We start from the raw sequence: 16,076 nt of genomic DNA on the forward strand, positions 1-16,076 counted from the left end.
CTCTGCCTGTGAAAGACGACTGCCGGGGCTGCCTGGTTCCGAGGGCTATTCCTGTTATGGGGCTTATTTCAGCGATGGTTAGGCGAAATTGTTATTAACTTCGCTTAATTTACATTCTTGTGCGCGATACAAATTGTTTCTTCGATAGTGTTTGCAAAATGTTTCAAGGGCTGGTTCAGTGCCTGATTACCGTGGTTTCCACCTTTTTATCCGAGGTAAACTGACAGGTTATTTGGCAAAAGGATAAACATGCACGTGTTCGAGCGCCGCATCACCGTGGAATGGGGTGATTGCGATGAGGCCGGGATTGTTTTCTATCCCAATTATTTTTACTGGTTTGATTGCACGTATCAGGCGTGGCTGCGACAAGCGGGCTTGAGCCAGCGTATCTTGCGACAAGAATATGATGCGGTAACGCCCCTGGTGGATGTGGGTGCCAACTTCCGCGCACCGGTTACCTATGACCGCGAAATTCGCGTTTGCGTGCATGTGGCCCAATGGCTGGAGCGTCGCTTCAAGCTTGAATATCAAGTATTCAATATGGATGGTGTGCTGGTAGCAACCGGCCACGAGTGGCGCGCCTGGGCACAGGTCTTGCCGGAAGGGCGGCTGAAAGGCGCCGCCATTGCCCAAGACTTCCGTCAGCGCCTAGAAGGGAACGGGGCTGTTTAAATCGGCCTGACCCGATACGGGCAGGCGTTGCTGCACTTGATGCAGCGCCGGCTTGCCGTTGAGCGGGATATAAACAAAAGCCAATTGCTTGAACAGGCGGGCTTGCCAGCGTGCCTGTTGCAGGCTGATGTCCAGCACCAGCAGGCTGGGTTCATCCGGCCATTTGCCTTTGGGGTCCAGATTCACGGCGGGCCACCAGCGCAAATCCAGCTTCTGCAAATCGCGCAGCAAGCTTTCCTGAACCGCATCGTTAAAGGCACGGCTGCAAATTTGCGCGCCTGGATTGCAGGCGGTCAAAATTGCCGCGCCACGGCTTTTTTCTTGTTCCAGTAATCGATTCAGAGGGCGGTTGAGCTGGCCGATGCGCACGTCGATATCGCCCTGGGGGCTGTGTACACGGTAGATCGCCTTCTCGAAAGCGTGAGACAGGGCGGCGGGCAGGTCTTTCTGTGTAGACATAAGCTATCTTGCGTCGTTCTGTTCTCCGGACCCACAAGACTGGCAGTGGGATGCATGGTTTGTCTGTATTCAAACCATGCATCCATTATTTACACAGTTTCAGCCTTCAAGCAAGTTATGAGACGCGTGGATCCTGGATTCGATTCCAGATCGAATACAAGCTGGGCAAGAACAAGAGCGTCAGGATGGTGCCAATCGCCGTACCGCCGATCAATGTCAGGGCCATGGAGCCCCAGAACACGGAGAAGGACAGCGGGATGAAGGCCAGCACGGCGGCCAGCGCCGTCAGAATGACGGGGCGGGCACGCTGCACAGTAGCTTCAATCACGGCATCGTAGGGGGAGGCCCCTTCGGCCCGGTTGGTCTTGATCTGTTCAATCAGAATCAAGGTATTGCGCATCAGAATCCCCGCCAAACCAATCAGCCCCAGAATTGCGGTAAAGCCAAAGGGTTGCTGGAAAATCAGCAAGGCAGGCACGCTGCCGATCAGGCCCAGGGGAGCGGTCAGGAACACCATGATCATGTTCGAGAGCGAACGCACCTGAACCACGATAACCAGCAGCATCAAGGCAATCATGACCGGGAAGACGGGCAGCAGCGCGTCATTGGATTTCTTGGCCTCGGCGGTAATGCCGCTCATCTCGATCAGGTAGCCAGGGGGCAGGGAAGCTTTCAAGGAGGCAAACTCCTTCATCACCCGGTTGGCCACTTCTGCCGGTTGTACGTGCGGCGCAATATCACCCCGTACTGTCATGGTGGGCAGGCGATTGCGACGCGCCAGCTTGGGTTCTTCCTGCATGATTTCCAGTTTGCCGACTTGCTCCAGGGGCAGGTTCTGGCCCTGGTCATTCACGACAGTCAGACCGGACAGGCGGGTTGGGTCATGGCGATTGATGGCCGAGCTGCGCGCCACAACCAGCACATTACGCAAGTCCTCGCGGTATTCCGCCACTGTCGTACCGTCCAGCTGCAACTGGATTTGCTCTGCCAGACTCTGGCGATTCAGGCCCAGGGCTTGCAGACGTTGCGGGTCTACGTCCAGCTTCAGGACGGGTACACGCGAACCCCAATCCACGTTCACCTGACGCATGTCCTTGTCGGCACGCATGACTGTCATGGCCTGCTCGGAAATATCACGCAGCTTGTCCAGATCGGGGCCACGCACCAGAAACTCCACCGGGTATTTAGTGGATGGCCCGAATACCAGCTGAGTCGCACGAACTCGTGCTTCCGGCGTCAGGCCATCGGCCACTACTTGGCGGAAGCGTTGCAGCAGGGCATCGCGGTCGTGGTGATCGGCTGTCAGTACCACCAGACGCGCAAAGGAAGGGTCAGGCAGTTCTGGGTTGTAGGACAGAAAGAAACGTGGTGCCCCTTGTCCGGCATAGCTGGTGACCAGCTTGGTTTCAGGCTGCTCACGCAACCAGCTCTCTACCTTGCGAGTAACGGCCTGCGTGGACTGAATACTGCTGCCTTCAGGTAACTGCACTTCTACCAGCAGCTCGGGCCGGTCGGAGGTAGGGAAGAACTGCTGCTTGACGAAGCCCATGCCCACCGCCGCCATCACGAAGGCAACCACCACAATCCCGGCCACCAGAAACTTGTGGTGTACCGACCAGGCAATCATGCGGCGCAGACGCATGTAGTTCGGGGTGTCGTAAATGGCTTGGTGACCGCCAGGGCGGGCAGGAATCGCGGGCAGCAGTTTCACGCCCATATAGGGGGTGAAGGCCACGGCAACCAGCCAGGAGGTCAGCAGGGCGGCGGCCAGAATCCAGAAGATATTGCCGGCATATTCCCCGGCAGAGGACCGGGCAAAACCCACCGGCAGGAAGCCGATAATCGTTACCAGCGTACCGGACAGCATGGGTGCAGCTGTATGGTTCCAGGCATAGGCGGCGGCCTTCAGGCGGTCCATGCCTTCTTCCATTTTCACGATCATGATCTCGATCGCAATAATGGCGTCGTCCACCAGCAGGCCCAGCGAGATAATCAGCGCACCCAACGTCACCCGGTCAAACACCTTGCCCGTCATCATCATGATGACGAACACCATGGCCAGCGTCAGGGGAACGGCTGCAGCCACCACAATCCCGACCCGCCAGCCCATGCTGACCAGACACACCAGCAGCACCACGCTAAGCGCAGCGAAAAACTTGAACATGAACTCGCCCACGGCGGAAGCAATGTTCACCGACTGGTTGGTGACGGTATCCAGCGAGAAGCCCAGGGGCAGGGTAGCGGCAATATCTTCTCGTGCTTTTTCCAGATCCTTGCCCAGATACAGGCCGTTGTAGCCTTCTTGCATCACCACATCCAGCAGCATGGCAAATTGCGCGTTGTGGTGAATCTCGAAGCTGGGCGGGTCCTCGTAACCACGGCTGACAGTGGCAATATCGCCCAGACGCAGATTGTGGCCCTGTACGTAGATATAGGTGTTGCTGATGGCCTCGACATCGTCCAGACCGGCACTGAGACGCAGGTAAATACGGGGGCCATCAGTGCTGACGGCACCACTGGCCGTCATGGCGCTGCGCTTGGACAAGGCTTCCAGAATCTGTTGAGGATTAAGCTGCAGATTGTGCAGCTTGGCTTCGTCCAGATCGACAAAAATGCGCTCGCTTTGTTCACCCAGAATATTGACCTTCTTGACGCCGGGGACTTGCAGCAGCTGGCTGCGTACCTTTTCGGCCTCACGAGTCAGCAGGCGCGGCGGCAGGCCGGGCGCTTGCAGTGCGAACAGGCTGAAGGACACGTCCGAGTACTCATCGTTCACGAACGGCCCTTGTACGCCTTTAGGCAAGCGCGGAGCCTGATCCTGCAGTTTCTTGCGTAGCTGATAGAACTCGCTTTGAACGTCCGCAGGCGGCATGGTGTCTTTCAGGGTCACCACCATCAAGGCCGTGCCGGGGCGGGTGACGGTCTCTACCTTGTCAAACCAGCGCAGCTCCTGCATGCGCTTTTCCATGGGCTCGGCCACCAGATCCTGCATTTCCTGAGCTGTGGCTCCGGGCCACATGGCGGTGACCGTCAGCACTTTCACGGTAAACGCCGGGTCTTCGGCTCGCCCCAGTTTCACGAAGGAGTAAATGCCGGAGGCTGCCAGAGCAATAATCAGGAACAGCGTGATGGCCCGCTCACGTACCGCCAGCGCGGAAAGGTTGAAGCGGCCTGTCATTGCTTGGCCTCGCGTGTTTCAGGAAGCACTTCCTGGCCTTCATGCAAAAGGTTTGCGCCCAAGGCCACGATGGGCGTGCCAGCATCAGGTCCTTGGGACAGGTAAGCGTGTTCCTGGGCCAGCTTGGCAATGGTTACGGGCTGCCAGTGCACTGTTTTCTGGTCATCAATCACCCACACGCCGGGGCCTTTGCCTGCATCGTAAATTGCGGTGAGTGGAACTTGATTCAAGGCGTCTGCATCCGGGGGCGTCAAATGCACAATGGCGCTGGAACCCAGCCGTGCGGTGACGTTCTCGCCCTCGAAGGAAAAGCGGGCCTGATAGCTGCGAGTTGCAGGGTCAGAGGATTGAGCCAACTCGCGCAGCTGGGCGGGCAGGCTTTCCTGGGAGTCCGTCAGCTCGATAGTGGCGCGGGTGCCTAGTGGGATATCCCACTGCTCGGGCAGGCTGACGATCACATCACGTGGGCCGTCCTGGGCCAGACGCAAGACGGTTTGTCCGGCGCTGACCACCTGACCCACATCACCCAACTGGGCGGTAATAATGCCGCTGGCCTCTGCTTTCAGAGAGCTGTATTGGTCGGCATTGTGAGCCATTTCAGCCTGTGCCTGGGCAGACTTCAGATTTGCCTGAGCGCTACGCAGCGCCTTCTGGCTTTGTTCATGAGCCTGACGGGAGACGCCGCCTTGTTCCACCAACAGGGACAAGCGCTTGTAATCCGACTGGGCTTGCTCGGCCTGAGCCTGTGCCGCTTGTACAGCCGCCAGACGGGCGCGGTGATCCAGTTGCAGATCCTTGGGGTCCAGCGTCATCAAGAGCTGGCCTTTTTCCACATGCTCGCCGTTCTGGACCTTGCGCGTATCAATCTTGCCGCCTACCCGAAAGGCCAGCGGGCTTTCAATCCGTGCGCTGACCAGACCCAGAAAACGTCGCTGCTGATCGGCCTTGGGCTGAATCACGCTTTGAATCACCAAAGGAGCCTGAGTGCGAGGGTCGGCCTCCTGCGTTTGCTGGCTGCACCCCATCAGTACAAGGGCGGCGGACAAACTCAAGACAGGACTAAGAGAGCGAAAAAGAGCCATGCAGGACTCCGGGTAGGTAAATGGTTGGATGAACTGTAACTTGGGGCTTGATGCTCAAGGCATCAGGCTGCGCAGGATAAGCTGCGTCACCACCAGCAAACCCTGGCGGGTTTTTTCAGGTGGATGTATTTCCAGCAAGACAGGGTGCAGACAGGCGGTCAGGGCAAACAGGATCCCTTGAACCACCTCGTCCAAAGGCGTGCGACGTTCAAAGTCACCGCTCTCACGACCCGCGCGTACCAGGGCGGTGATTTGAGTCAGCAAATCCTCTCTGTGCTGATCCACCGTTGCCCAGTTATTTTGCAGCGCTTCAATCACCACTTCCTGCATGCGGCCTTCCTGCAAGAACAGCTCCAGGCTTAGGTTGCAGGCGGTTTCAATGAAATAGCGCAGGCGTTCAATCGGGGGCAAATCGCCCTCAACAATCTGCTGCAACTGTACGTGCATACCATTGAGCACGGAATGGCAAATTGCTTGGCCGATAGCCTGCTTGGAGTCGAAGAAACGGTACAGATAAGCGCTGGATACGCCTATGGATTTGGCCAGGCTGGCAACAGAGGTTTTGCGATACCCGTAGAGCCGGAAATGCGTATTGGCCTGCTCAATGATCTGTTCGCGGCGATGATGCTCGGTCGGACCACGCTGGCCCAGAGTACTGGCTGGCATAGAAGTTGAATGTTGAAGTAACGATAATGCAATACATTAACTTCCTTGGGGCTTGGGGGCAAGAAAATTGAGTGTCTGCAGCCAGGAATTGGCTGTTTTTTTTGGGAAGGGGTGGGTGGCTGCGGGTGTCGCGTCTGAATAAGCTGCAACACGGTTGTAGATTGGAGTGCAGGAAGGTGGAAAGCCTGCGGTATCTCAAAGCTATCTGGCTTTTTGGGAGCCGATGGGTGAGGTGGCTATAGAGGATCGGGATCTGGTAACAGGCCGACCTTGCCATTTCGATGTGTGCCCGGTCGTGGAGCCAGGTAGTTCGAGCAGACATGAAAAAAGCCTGACAGATCGAAATCTATCAGGCTTTTTGAATTTTTTGGCGGAGCGGACGGGACTCGAACCCGCGACCCCCGGCGTGACAGGCCGGTATTCTAACCAACTGAACTACCGCTCCGCAGCGGTTGCCAAGAATCTTGGCGTCCCCTAGGGGATTCGAACCCCTGTACCCACCGTGAAAGGGTGGTGTCCTAGGCCTCTAGACGAAGGGGACAGGACTTACAACTAAATCGTCGTTTTTTGGTGGAGGTAAGCGGGATCGAACCGCTGACCTCTTGCATGCCATGCAAGCGCTCTCCCAGCTGAGCTATACCCCCAATTTTCTTTACTTCGTTTTTTAACTGCGTCAAAAAACCAAAGTATCGAAATAAGTGTCAGGCTTGACGAGGCTTGCCACTTCAAACTGCTAAAACCAGTCCGGGACTGATTTTTAAAATCTTTTGGCGGAGCGGACGGGACTCGAACCCGCGACCCCCGGCGTGACAGGCCGGTATTCTAACCAACTGAACTACCGCTCCGCAGCGGTTGCCAAGAATCTTGGCGTCCCCTAGGGGATTCGAACCCCTGTACCCACCGTGAAAGGGTGGTGTCCTAGGCCTCTAGACGAAGGGGACAGGACTCTACAGCTAATCTTCATTTTTTGGTGGAGGTAAGCGGGATCGAACCGCTGACCTCTTGCATGCCATGCAAGCGCTCTCCCAGCTGAGCTATACCCCCATTTCGGTGTTCTTTTTTGTTGACCACCAACGAAGAATTGAGATTATGAAGGTGTTTTTATCTTTGTGCAAGTCTTTTGAAGAAAAAAACCAAAATAAAGTGAAAAAAACTTCAGAGGGGCTGTCAGAGAGGGAAGTGGGGCAGGCAGGGCAGGCGATGCCCCAGGCCGGCGAGAGCCGGAAATCGGGCTTCGGGTGATCCCTGATCGTGCTTGTATCTTTTTGTTTTATACGGGGTTTTGTATCTTCTTTGTGTCATAACATTTCATTTATGGCTCAATAGAAGGAAATGCTTTCAACTATTAGCGTCGTTTTTTTGTCCCTTTCCGGGCGGTCTAATTCCCTTCTTAGGCGCATAAATGCAGGGTTTGTGAGAAATTTGCGCAGCTCTGTAATCTAATGATGGTATGCTTCGTTGAGTAACATTTCACCTGCAATAATTACGTTTTGTAGGCCGATCACTTAGCCTGCATTTTTTTTATTTAATGGCGCTATGTCAGCAAAGCAGTGCATATCATCACCTCTGCCTGTTCCAGTGGATGCACAAAGACGAATCAGTTTGAGTGCTTTGCTGATTTGGGTGCTGTTGGTCTGGCTGTTGTTGATCTCCGCAACGGTTACTGTCATTTACAAGCAAAACCAGGCAGAAACTCGTCTGCAGGCGAGTAGCGGCCTCCTGCGCCAGCTATCCGATATCAGCTATTCCGTGGCTCTGGCCGCGCCTTCCAGTTCTACCCCCGCCCGTTTGCGTCACCTGGATCAACAGTTCCAGGGCGTGGTACAGCTGTTGCGCGATGGGGGTGTGGTTGATGGCGTGGTCCTGGTGCCGCTGGACAAGCCCTTGCTGGGTCTGGTCTCGCAACTGAGCAATGAATGGCAGCGACGCCTGATGCGTCTGGATTTCCCGGTCAGCTCCGAGCAAGTCCTCTTGCCAGCGGCCAGTCTGAATGCGGAAGACTCTCTGTTTCGTCATAACACCCAGCAATTGCTGGATGCTTTTGATGCTTCGCGTGAAAGCATTCGCTCTCAGCACCGCTGGACGGTGTTCTTCATGCTGGGTCTGGATTTGCTCGCGCTGTGCCTGTCCTACTTCATGTTGCGTGCCTGGGCTGCCGATCCCTTGCGACAGCTGATGGCTCAGGGCCAAGCCTTTACCAGTGGCAACTACCGCGCCAAAAGCACCAGTTCCGGCACCAGTGAAACGCGCTATTTGTCGCAGATTTTGAATTACTGCGGTTTGCAGATTCAACAGCTGGATGCACAGCTTTCTATTCAGCAACGCAATTTATCTCAGCTCAACGCCATATGTCGCAGTTTGAGCCACAACCCTTTATTGGGAGTTTATTTATCCCGCGATGGCCGCTTTGATTTCGTCAATAAAAAGCTGGCCGAAACATTGGGATATAGCCGTGCGCAATTGCGTCAGGAGTTCACGGTTGATCAAGTCTTTCTGTCGCCGCGATTTCCTTCTTTGACTCAAGTGGTACCCGATTCGCGTTCCGGCGGCAGCAGTTTGCGCTATGAAACGCGGGCATTGCGCTATGACGGCAAATCTATTGATGTCGAGATCTGTGCCATTCCCATTCAACTGGAGGGTCGTATGGGAATGGTGGCGGTGGTGCAGGACATCACCACGCGGGTACGCAACGAAGTGACGGGGCGTTTGGCTGCTGTGGTGTACGAGAATACTTGCGAAGCTATCGTTGTGACGGATCGTTTTGGCCATGTGGTGGATGCCAACCCTGCTTTTAGCCGTATCACTGGTTATGAACTGGACGAAGTGCGGGGGCGCACTCTGTCTATTCTGAATTCCGGTCGTCAGGACACGGAGTTTTACCGCAAGATGTGGCGTGAGATTTCAGAAACGGGGCGCTGGCAGGGCGATATCTGGAATCGTCGCAAGAACGGCGAGGATTTTGCCGAGCGTTTGACCATCAGTACCGCCTGGAATCCGGATGGTACGGTGTATCGCCACATTGGCCTGTTCACCGACATTACCAGCCATAAGAAGCGTGAAGCGCAGATGTGGAAGCAGGCGCATTACGATCATTTGACGGGTTTGCCCAATCGCCAGATGTTCCAGGATCGCTTGCAGCAAGCTCGTGAACAGTCGCGTCGTACCGGCTTGCCCTTTGCGCTGATCTTTATGGACTTGGACTTCTTCAAGGATGTGAACGACTCCCTGGGGCACGAGAAGGGCGACGTCCTTTTGCAGGAAGTGGCCCAGCGTTTGCAGCGCTGTGTCCGGGTAACGGATACCGTGGCCCGTATTGGCGGCGACGAATTTACCGTCATCATCTCGGATATCAGCGATACCTCGATTGTGGAGCGCACCTGCCGCTGTCTGCTGGACACGATTGAAGAGCCTTTCCAGTTGGGCAAGAACTCGGTGTCTGTTTCGGCCAGTGTGGGGATCACCTTGTTCCCCGAAGATGGCGATGATGCCGGCCAGCTTTTGAAGAATGCCGATATGGCCATGTACGCCGCCAAGGCCTGTGGCCGCAATCAATACTGCCGCTTCTTGCCTGCCATGAGCGAAGCGGTGGAAGCGCGTCTGCGTTTCTCGCAGGATTTGCAAAAGGCCCTGAGCGAGCAGCAGTTCCAGCTTTATTACCAACCGATTGTGGATTTGCGCACAGGTCAGGTCACCCGTGCCGAGGCTTTGATACGCTGGGAGCACCCGCAATTGGGGCTGGTGCCGCCTTCAGAGTTCATTCCCTTTTCCGAAGATTCCGGGCTGATCGTGCTGATTGGTGAATGGGTGTTCGAGACAGCGGCTCAGGCGGCGGTCAAACTGCGCAACGAGCTGGACCCCGGTTTCCGTGTCAGTCTGAATGTCTCACCTGCGCAGTTCAAGCTGAATGGCTCCTGCGCGCGGGAGTGGGTGGAGTACCTGCAAACTCAAGGTATTCCGGGCGATGCATTGGTGGTGGAAATTACCGAGCGCCTGTTGCTGGACGATCAGGGCCAGGCCTTGCAGCAGCTACGCTCCTTGCGCGAATACGGCATGAGTGTGGCGCTGGATGATTTTGGCACCGGCTATTCCTCCCTGTCGCACCTGAAGCGTTTTTCCATCAATGTGCTCAAGATTGATCAGTGCTATATCCGCAATCTGGCCTTGAGCAGCGAGGATCTGGTGCTGACCCAGGCCATGATCGTCATGGCGCAAAAGCTGGGCTTACGGGTAGTGGCAGAAGGCGTGACCAGCCACGAGCAACTGGATCTGTTGAACAATGCCGGTTGTGACTATATGCAGGGCTATCTGTGCTCTACGCCTATCCCGGCCGATGAGTTCGTGGACTGGTGCAAGACCTGGAATCGGGAGCGTGCAGGTGGTTTTGCCGCGCGCCTGTACCCGAATGCACCACAGGCTTTGCAATAGCAGGGTCCTTTCAGGGAACCCCCGCTACTGCAAAGCCTGTGGTGAGTTTGTTGGTGCTTAGTGCTGACGACGAGAGCGCCAGGCAAAAATAATCAGAATCAGGCCCGCCCAGATCAGGAAGGGCAGATTGCCGTATTTCACATAGGGAGTCAGGCCGGTGGTGCCTTGAACTTCCACATCCAGCACACCCGGTGTCAGGGGCGGTAGAACCGCACGAACACGCCCATGAGGATCAATGGCGGCTGTCATGCCGGTATTGGTGGCACGCAGCATGGGACGGCCGGTTTCCAGAGCCCGCATGCGCGAGATCTGCAAATGCTGGCTCAAGGCCCAGGAATCACCAAACCAGCCCAGATTGCTGATGTTCAGCAGCAAGGTAGCGCCTTCCTGACCGGGGCTGCCTTGCACGGCCTGGATGATCTCTTCACCAAACACGTCTTCATAGCAGATGTTGGGGGCCACACGGCCTTCCGCCATCTTGAAGGGCGCCTGCGGCAAAGCGCCACGATGGAAGTCTCCCAGCGGGATATTCATCATGTCCACAAACCACTTAAAGCCGGTGGGGATGAACTCTCCGAAAGGCACCAGATGATGCTTGTCGTAGTAGCTGGCCGTGCTGTTGATGATGTCCTGAGGCTGAGTCTCGGGGCTGATCATCAAGGCGCTGTTGGTGTAGCTCAGCTTGCCGTTGGCAGTGCCTCGGTCCATGGGAACACCCAGGACCAGATTGGCTTGATGACGTTGTGCCAGTTCCGTCCAGCGCAGCCAGAAGCTGGTTTCCAGACGGTTTTGCAAAACCGGGATAACGGTTTCGGGCAGAACGATCAGGCGTGGCGCGTCTTCGGGGGACTTGGCAGGCAAATTCGCCAGCTCGTAGTAGCGCTCTATGCCTTCACTCATATTGGGGCCGAACTTGGCGCTTTGGTCGATATTGCCTTGCACCAGGCGGGCAATAAAGGGCGCGCCATGGGGCTGAACCCAGGCAATATGCGGCAGGCTGATACCGATCAGGCCGAAAATCATGGCGATACCAATGCCGATCGCGCTGGAAGGGCTTTGGTTCTTGTCTTTGGAAGCGGCAAACTGCGCAATCACGGCGGCACTGAAGGCCGACAGCCAGGCCAGACCATACACACCCACAACGGGTGCCCAGCCGGTAAACATCCCTTCTGCGTGGGCGTAGCCGATATTCAGCCAAGGGAAGCCAGTCAGCAAATTGCCGCGCAGCCATTCGCTCAGTGCCCAGCAGCTTGCCCAGCCTGCCGATAATAGCAATCGTGGCAACCAGGCATCACTATCGTGCTTGGGACGCAGCTTTTGCCAAACAGCCGAAGCCAGAGCCGGAAAGACAGCCAGGGCAGCGGCCAGCAGCAGAACGCCCAGGGCGGCCATCCAGGAAGGCATGCCACCATACTGGTGCATGCTGATGTACAGCCAGTAAATCCCTACGCCAAAATGGCCCAGCCCAAACAGATAGCTGCGGCCAAAGGCTTGGCGCACGGACTTTGAGCCCATGATCTGCGAGCAGGCAATGGCCAGCAAGGTGATCTGGTAGAAGGGCAGAATCCAGGATGGCAGCGGGCCAATGGAGAAGGACAGGGCATGCAAGCCCCCCAGGACCAGCAATAAAGCGACGCCAAGCGCCTGGGGTAAAGGTTTGGAATCAGGCTTGTTCAAGATTAGGCTCGGCGGGTGTGGCTCGCTGAACGTGCAACCAAAGGGCTCGTTTGGCATCCGCACGGACAACCGTGAGGCTGATGCCATCAAGCTGGGCCACATCGCCCCGGCGAGGGATATGTCCCAATTCGGACGCCAGCCAACCGCCTACGGTGTCAAAGTCGTCGTTGGGAAGGTTGGTCTGGAAGGCTTCGTTGAAATCGGGGATTTCTGTCAGGGCCATCACACGCCAGCTGTCGGGGCCAGCCTGGAAAATGGTCTGCTCGGCGTCTTCATCGTATTCATCTTCGATGTCGCCCACAATTTGTTCCAGCACGTCTTCCATGGTGACCAGGCCCGCTGTGCCACCGTGCTCGTCAATAACGACGGCCAGGTGATTGCGGCTGCCACGGAACTCGTGCAGCAAGACGTTCAGGCGCTTGGTTTCGGGAATGAATACCGCAGGACGGATCAGCGGACGCAAATCCAGCGTGGGATTGGCAATCGAGAGCAGCAAATCCTTGGCCAGCAAGATACCGATGATGTTGTCGCGTTCCGTCTCGTAGATCGGAAAGCGGCTGTGGCCCGTTTCAATAATGATGGGCAGCATCTCGGTCAAAGGCTTGGCGATGTCCAGCATATCGATCTTGGATCGGGGCACCATGATATCGGCCACTGTCTTGTTGGCCATATCCAGTGTTCCGGCGATCATGGACAGCGATTCGTCGTCGATAACTTTGCGGGCGTGGGCCGCAACCAGGACAGACTTAAGGTCTTCTCGGTCTTCGGGTTCGTGACGCCGATTGAAAAAAGCACTTAAGCGAGAGATGGGATTGTTTGAGCTGGCCTTGGAAGGGCGGGGCTCGGGGTCGGGAGCAGAGTCTGACATTGTCCGAAGGACGAGTTAAGGAAGAAACAAGCATAACCGAAAAATGATGACAAGGTATGTACCTGTCATCATTCGGAATGCGGGAAGGGAAGTGAGGATTGGCGCAGCTTTGTCAGGGCCGGGCGCCCCTTGTTGCAAGCGGGCGGCCTAGCGTTCCTGGTAGGGGTCTGGGATGCGCAAACTGGCCAGCACGGCTGTTTCCAGCGCTTCCATGTCTTCGGCCTCGTCCTCTTCAATGTGGTCGTAACCCAGAGAATGCAGACAGCCGTGTACCACCAGATGGGCGGCATGGTGCAGAAATGGTTTCTGCTGTTCCTGGGCTTCACGCTCCAGAACGGGCAGGCACAACACGATATCCCCGCTGACCACGCCGTCTTCGTCCTGACCATATTCAAAGGTCAGCACATTGGTGGCGTAGTCGCGTTCCCGGTAGCTCAGGTTCAGGCTTTGGCCTTCTTCGGCGTCCACAATGCGCAAGGTGGCGGACAGGGCAGTGAAGCGATCCTCGGGATGAATGCGTTCAACCGCCATATCAATCGTGCGCTGCATCCAGCGGCGGATACGGGAGCGGCTCAGCTCGGGGCAATCAACAGCGTACTGGACGCTAAGGGACAGATCAGGCATCACCGGCTCGTTCGTAGGCGTCCACAATTCGCGCAACCAGAGGGTGGCGCACCACATCGCGGCTGCTGAAACGCGAGCAGGAAATACCCTGCACGTTTTCCAGTACCTTGACGGCATGATTCAAGCCACTGCGCTGGCCTTTGGGCAAGTCCACCTGGGTGGGGTCGCCGGTAATCACGGCCTTGCTGCCAAAACCGATGCGGGTCAGGAACATTTTCATCTGTTCCGGCGTGGTGTTCTGGGCTTCGTCCAGAATCACGAAAGCATGGTTCAGCGTGCGGCCGCGCATATAGGCCAGCGGTGCAATTTCGATGATTTGCTTCTCGAACAGGCGCTGGACTTTCTCCACACCCATCAGGTCATACAAGGCGTCGTACAGCGGGCGCAGATAGGGGTCTACCTTTTGAGCCAGATCGCCGGGCAAAAAGCCCAGGCGTTCACCGGCTTCGACGGCAGGACGTGTCAGCACCAGACGGTGCACGGATTCACGTTCCAGCGCATCAATGGCGCAGGCTACCGCCAACCAGGTCTTGCCGGTACCGGCCGGGCCTATGCCGAAGTTGATGTCGTTGCTCAGGATATTGCGCAGGTACTCGCGTTGGCCGGGCGTGCGTGGACGCAGGTCGCGCTTGGCGGTACGCAGGGAAATTTCTTCCTGGCCCACGGGAGGCAGCTCGGGCAAGGGCTCGGGCTTTTCCTCTTTTTCGTGGCGGCGGCTGGCACCCAGCTCAACCAGACCCAGCTGAATATCGTCGATATTCAGCGCACGGTGCACGGCACGCGAATGGAACCAGTCAATGGCCTTGGCGGCCTCGTCCGCGCGCTCGCCTTCAATCGAAACATGACTGCCACGCCGACGCAGGGTGACGTCGTAGGCAATGGCAATCTGCTTGATGTTCTCGTCCAAAGGGCCACACATATTGGCCAGATGGGTATTGTCCCCGTCCAGGCGCAAGGAGGTGGGCATGCGGCGGCGTTGGCTAGTCATAGATCAGGCTCCTGCAACCCGGTCATGGGTCACGATTTCTCCGCGCAAGGTGTTGGTCAGTACTTGGGTCACGTGCACATCCACAATTTGTCCGATCAGGCGAGGATCGCCGGGGAAGTTGATGATGCGGTTGTTTTCGGTACGGCCTTTCAGTTCCGAGTCGTCTTTGCGCGAGGTGCCTTCGACCAGAATGCGTTGCACGCTGCCGACCATGGCCTGGCTGATGGCCTGGGCCTGCTCGTTGATTTGCGCTTGCAAGCGGTGCAGGCGGTCCAGCTTTTCTTCTTTGGTGGAGTTGTCTTCCAGGTCGGCGGCAGGAGTGCCGGGGCGACGCGAATACACAAAAGAGAAAGACTGGTCGAAATTCACATCGCGAATCAGCTTCAGTGTCTTCTGGAAATCTTCTTCCGTCTCACCGGGAAAGCCCACGATAAAGTCCGAGGACAGGACGATGTCGGGACGGGCTTCGCGCAGGCGGCGCACGATGGATTTGAACTCCAGCGCAGTGTAGCCGCGTTTCATTGCAGACAGAATACGGTCGCTGCCGGCCTGTACGGGCAGGTGCAGGAAGGGGACCAGTTTGGGCAGATTGCCGTGGGCGGCGATCAGGCGCGAGGTCATTTCCTTGGGGTGCGAGGTGGTGTAGCGAATGCGCTCGATGCCAGGGATCTCGTGCACGTACTCCAGCAGCATGGCAAAGTCGGCAATCTCTCCAGCGACTTCGGTGGGGCCACGGTAGGCGTTCACGTTCTGGCCCAGCAGCGTCACTTCACGCACACCCTGGTCGGCCAGGTCAGCCACTTCCATCAGCACATCGTCAAAAGGACGGGAGACTTCGGGGCCACGGGTGTAGGGCACCACACAGAAGCTGCAGTACTTGCTGCAACCTTCCATGATGGACACAAAGGCCGAATAGCCTTCCACGCGTGCGGGGGGCAGGGCGTCGAACTTTTCGATTTCCGGAAAGCTGATGTCCACTTGTGAGCGGCCGCTGTCGCGGCGCTTGACGATCAGCTCGGGCAGGCGGTGCAGGGTTTGTGGTCCGAACACCACATCCACGTAAGGAGCACGACGAATAATCGTGTCGCCTTCCTGACTGGCCACACAGCCACCGACGCCAATCACCAGATCGGGATTGAGCGCTTTCAGATGCTGAACCCGGCCCAGATCCGAAAACACCTTTTCTTGCGCTTTCTCGCGCACCGAACAGGTATTGAACAGGATGATGTCTGCTTCTTCGGGGTTGGTGGTCAACTCCACGGGGCGATCCTGATTCAGGATGTCGGCCATTTTTTCGGAGTCGTACTCGTTCATCTGGCAGCCAAAGGTGCGAATGAAGAGCTTGCGGGCAGGCTTGGCGGCCTCGTCCGCGCTGGCGGGGGTAGAGAGTGTGGTGTCGGTCATAGAAGGAGCCGTGACGGGTGTATATCCCGCGGG

General features: G+C 56.8%; 12 protein-coding genes and 6 tRNA genes. 3 read left to right on the top strand and 15 right to left on the bottom strand.

The features are described 5' to 3' along the window. Positions 1–249: 249 nt before the first annotated feature. Positions 250–672, top strand: coding sequence for an acyl-CoA thioesterase (locus DUD43_RS03380; protein ID WP_153229154.1), 423 nt, complete (start codon positions 250–252; stop codon positions 670–672). On the opposite strand, the gene DUD43_RS03385 is transcribed toward DUD43_RS03380, so the two are convergent. The 10 genes from DUD43_RS03385 to DUD43_RS03430 all read right to left on the bottom strand — a co-directional run bounded on the left by DUD43_RS03385 (position 649) and on the right by DUD43_RS03430 (position 7,101). Further along, positions 649–1,131: a DUF3293 domain-containing protein gene (locus DUD43_RS03385; protein WP_153229155.1), complete on the bottom strand. Its 483-nt coding sequence runs from the start codon at positions 1,129–1,131 to the stop codon at positions 649–651. The genes DUD43_RS03380 and DUD43_RS03385 overlap by 24 nt on opposite strands. 115 nt (positions 1,132–1,246) lie before the next feature. Further along, complete coding sequence (locus tag DUD43_RS03390; RefSeq protein WP_153229156.1) at positions 1,247–4,309, bottom strand: efflux RND transporter permease subunit; 3,063 nt, start codon at positions 4,307–4,309, stop codon at positions 1,247–1,249. Then, positions 4,306–5,391 (bottom strand): efflux RND transporter periplasmic adaptor subunit, encoded by a 1,086-nt coding sequence (locus DUD43_RS03395; protein ID WP_153229157.1) that lies wholly within the window; start codon positions 5,389–5,391, stop codon positions 4,306–4,308. Before DUD43_RS03395 ends, DUD43_RS03390 begins: the two co-directional genes overlap by 4 nt. 54 nt (positions 5,392–5,445) lie before the next feature. Continuing rightward, positions 5,446–6,057 (bottom strand): TetR/AcrR family transcriptional regulator, encoded by a 612-nt coding sequence (locus DUD43_RS03400; protein ID WP_153229158.1) that lies wholly within the window; start codon positions 6,055–6,057, stop codon positions 5,446–5,448. Between the two features lie 368 nt (positions 6,058–6,425). Continuing rightward, positions 6,426–6,502, bottom strand: a tRNA-Asp gene (locus tag DUD43_RS03405). Between the two features lie 20 nt (positions 6,503–6,522). After that, positions 6,523–6,598: transfer RNA gene (locus tag DUD43_RS03410), tRNA-Glu, on the bottom strand. A gap of 27 nt (positions 6,599–6,625) precedes the next feature. Beyond that, positions 6,626–6,701: transfer RNA gene (locus DUD43_RS03415), tRNA-Ala, on the bottom strand. 124 nt (positions 6,702–6,825) lie between these two features. After that, positions 6,826–6,902, bottom strand: a tRNA-Asp gene (locus tag DUD43_RS03420). A 20-nt stretch (positions 6,903–6,922) separates the two neighbouring features. Beyond that, positions 6,923–6,998: transfer RNA gene (locus tag DUD43_RS03425), tRNA-Glu, on the bottom strand. 27 nt (positions 6,999–7,025) lie between these two features. After that, a tRNA-Ala gene (locus DUD43_RS03430) sits at positions 7,026–7,101 on the bottom strand. Here DUD43_RS03430 and DUD43_RS03435 point away from each other — a divergent pair. Beyond that, on the top strand, positions 7,069–7,299 hold the full coding sequence (locus DUD43_RS03435; RefSeq protein WP_153229159.1) for a hypothetical protein: 231 nt from the start codon (positions 7,069–7,071) through the stop codon (positions 7,297–7,299). The genes DUD43_RS03430 and DUD43_RS03435 overlap by 33 nt on opposite strands. Before the next feature lie 360 nt (positions 7,300–7,659). Beyond that, positions 7,660–10,482, top strand: coding sequence for a putative bifunctional diguanylate cyclase/phosphodiesterase (locus DUD43_RS03440; protein ID WP_153229160.1), 2,823 nt, complete (start codon positions 7,660–7,662; stop codon positions 10,480–10,482). 57 nt (positions 10,483–10,539) lie between these two features. Here DUD43_RS03440 and lnt read toward each other — a convergent pair whose 3' ends face one another. From lnt to miaB, 5 genes are all read right to left on the bottom strand, one after another. Next, positions 10,540–12,159, bottom strand: coding sequence for an apolipoprotein N-acyltransferase (gene lnt / locus DUD43_RS03445; RefSeq protein WP_153229161.1), 1,620 nt, complete (start codon positions 12,157–12,159; stop codon positions 10,540–10,542). Continuing rightward, positions 12,146–13,027 (bottom strand): HlyC/CorC family transporter, encoded by an 882-nt coding sequence (locus tag DUD43_RS03450; protein ID WP_153229162.1) that lies wholly within the window; start codon positions 13,025–13,027, stop codon positions 12,146–12,148. The genes lnt and DUD43_RS03450 overlap by 14 nt, the downstream gene beginning before the upstream one ends. Before the next feature lie 147 nt (positions 13,028–13,174). After that, the gene (ybeY, locus tag DUD43_RS03455) at positions 13,175–13,651 is read right to left on the bottom strand and encodes an rRNA maturation RNase YbeY (RefSeq protein WP_081045429.1); all 477 of its coding nucleotides are present in this window, start codon (positions 13,649–13,651) and stop codon (positions 13,175–13,177) included. After that, a complete protein-coding gene (locus tag DUD43_RS03460) occupies positions 13,644–14,639 on the bottom strand; it encodes a PhoH family protein (protein WP_153229163.1) in 996 nt (331 codons plus the stop codon). The genes ybeY and DUD43_RS03460 overlap by 8 nt, the downstream gene beginning before the upstream one ends. Positions 14,640–14,642: 3 nt before the next feature. After that, positions 14,643–16,043, bottom strand: coding sequence for a tRNA (N6-isopentenyl adenosine(37)-C2)-methylthiotransferase MiaB (gene miaB / locus DUD43_RS03465; RefSeq protein WP_153229164.1), 1,401 nt, complete (start codon positions 16,041–16,043; stop codon positions 14,643–14,645). Positions 16,044–16,076: the final 33 nt, after the last annotated feature.

This window comes from Alcaligenes faecalis, assembly GCF_009497775.1.
Lineage (GTDB): Bacteria > Pseudomonadota > Gammaproteobacteria > Burkholderiales > Burkholderiaceae_B > Alcaligenes > Alcaligenes faecalis_D.

Bases quoted from the DNA above. Each gene is read 5' to 3' on its own strand.
- DUD43_RS03435 (WP_153229159.1), top strand. From the start codon at position 7,069: ATGCAAGCGCTCTCCCAGCTGAGCTATACCCCCATTTCGGTGTTCTTT.
- DUD43_RS03395 (WP_153229157.1), bottom strand. From the start codon at position 5,391: ATGGCTCTTTTTCGCTCTCTTAGTCCTGTCTTGAGTTTGTCCGCCGCC.
- DUD43_RS03380 (WP_153229154.1), top strand. From the start codon at position 250: ATGCACGTGTTCGAGCGCCGCATCACCGTGGAATGGGGTGATTGCGAT.
- DUD43_RS03400 (WP_153229158.1), bottom strand. From the start codon at position 6,057: ATGCCAGCCAGTACTCTGGGCCAGCGTGGTCCGACCGAGCATCATCGC.
- DUD43_RS03390 (WP_153229156.1), bottom strand. From the start codon at position 4,309: ATGACAGGCCGCTTCAACCTTTCCGCGCTGGCGGTACGTGAGCGGGCC.
- ybeY (WP_081045429.1), bottom strand. From the start codon at position 13,651: ATGCCTGATCTGTCCCTTAGCGTCCAGTACGCTGTTGATTGCCCCGAG.
- DUD43_RS03460 (WP_153229163.1), bottom strand. From the start codon at position 14,639: ATGACTAGCCAACGCCGCCGCATGCCCACCTCCTTGCGCCTGGACGGG.
- miaB (WP_153229164.1), bottom strand. From the start codon at position 16,043: ATGACCGACACCACACTCTCTACCCCCGCCAGCGCGGACGAGGCCGCC.
- DUD43_RS03450 (WP_153229162.1), bottom strand. From the start codon at position 13,027: ATGTCAGACTCTGCTCCCGACCCCGAGCCCCGCCCTTCCAAGGCCAGC.
- DUD43_RS03385 (WP_153229155.1), bottom strand. From the start codon at position 1,131: ATGTCTACACAGAAAGACCTGCCCGCCGCCCTGTCTCACGCTTTCGAG.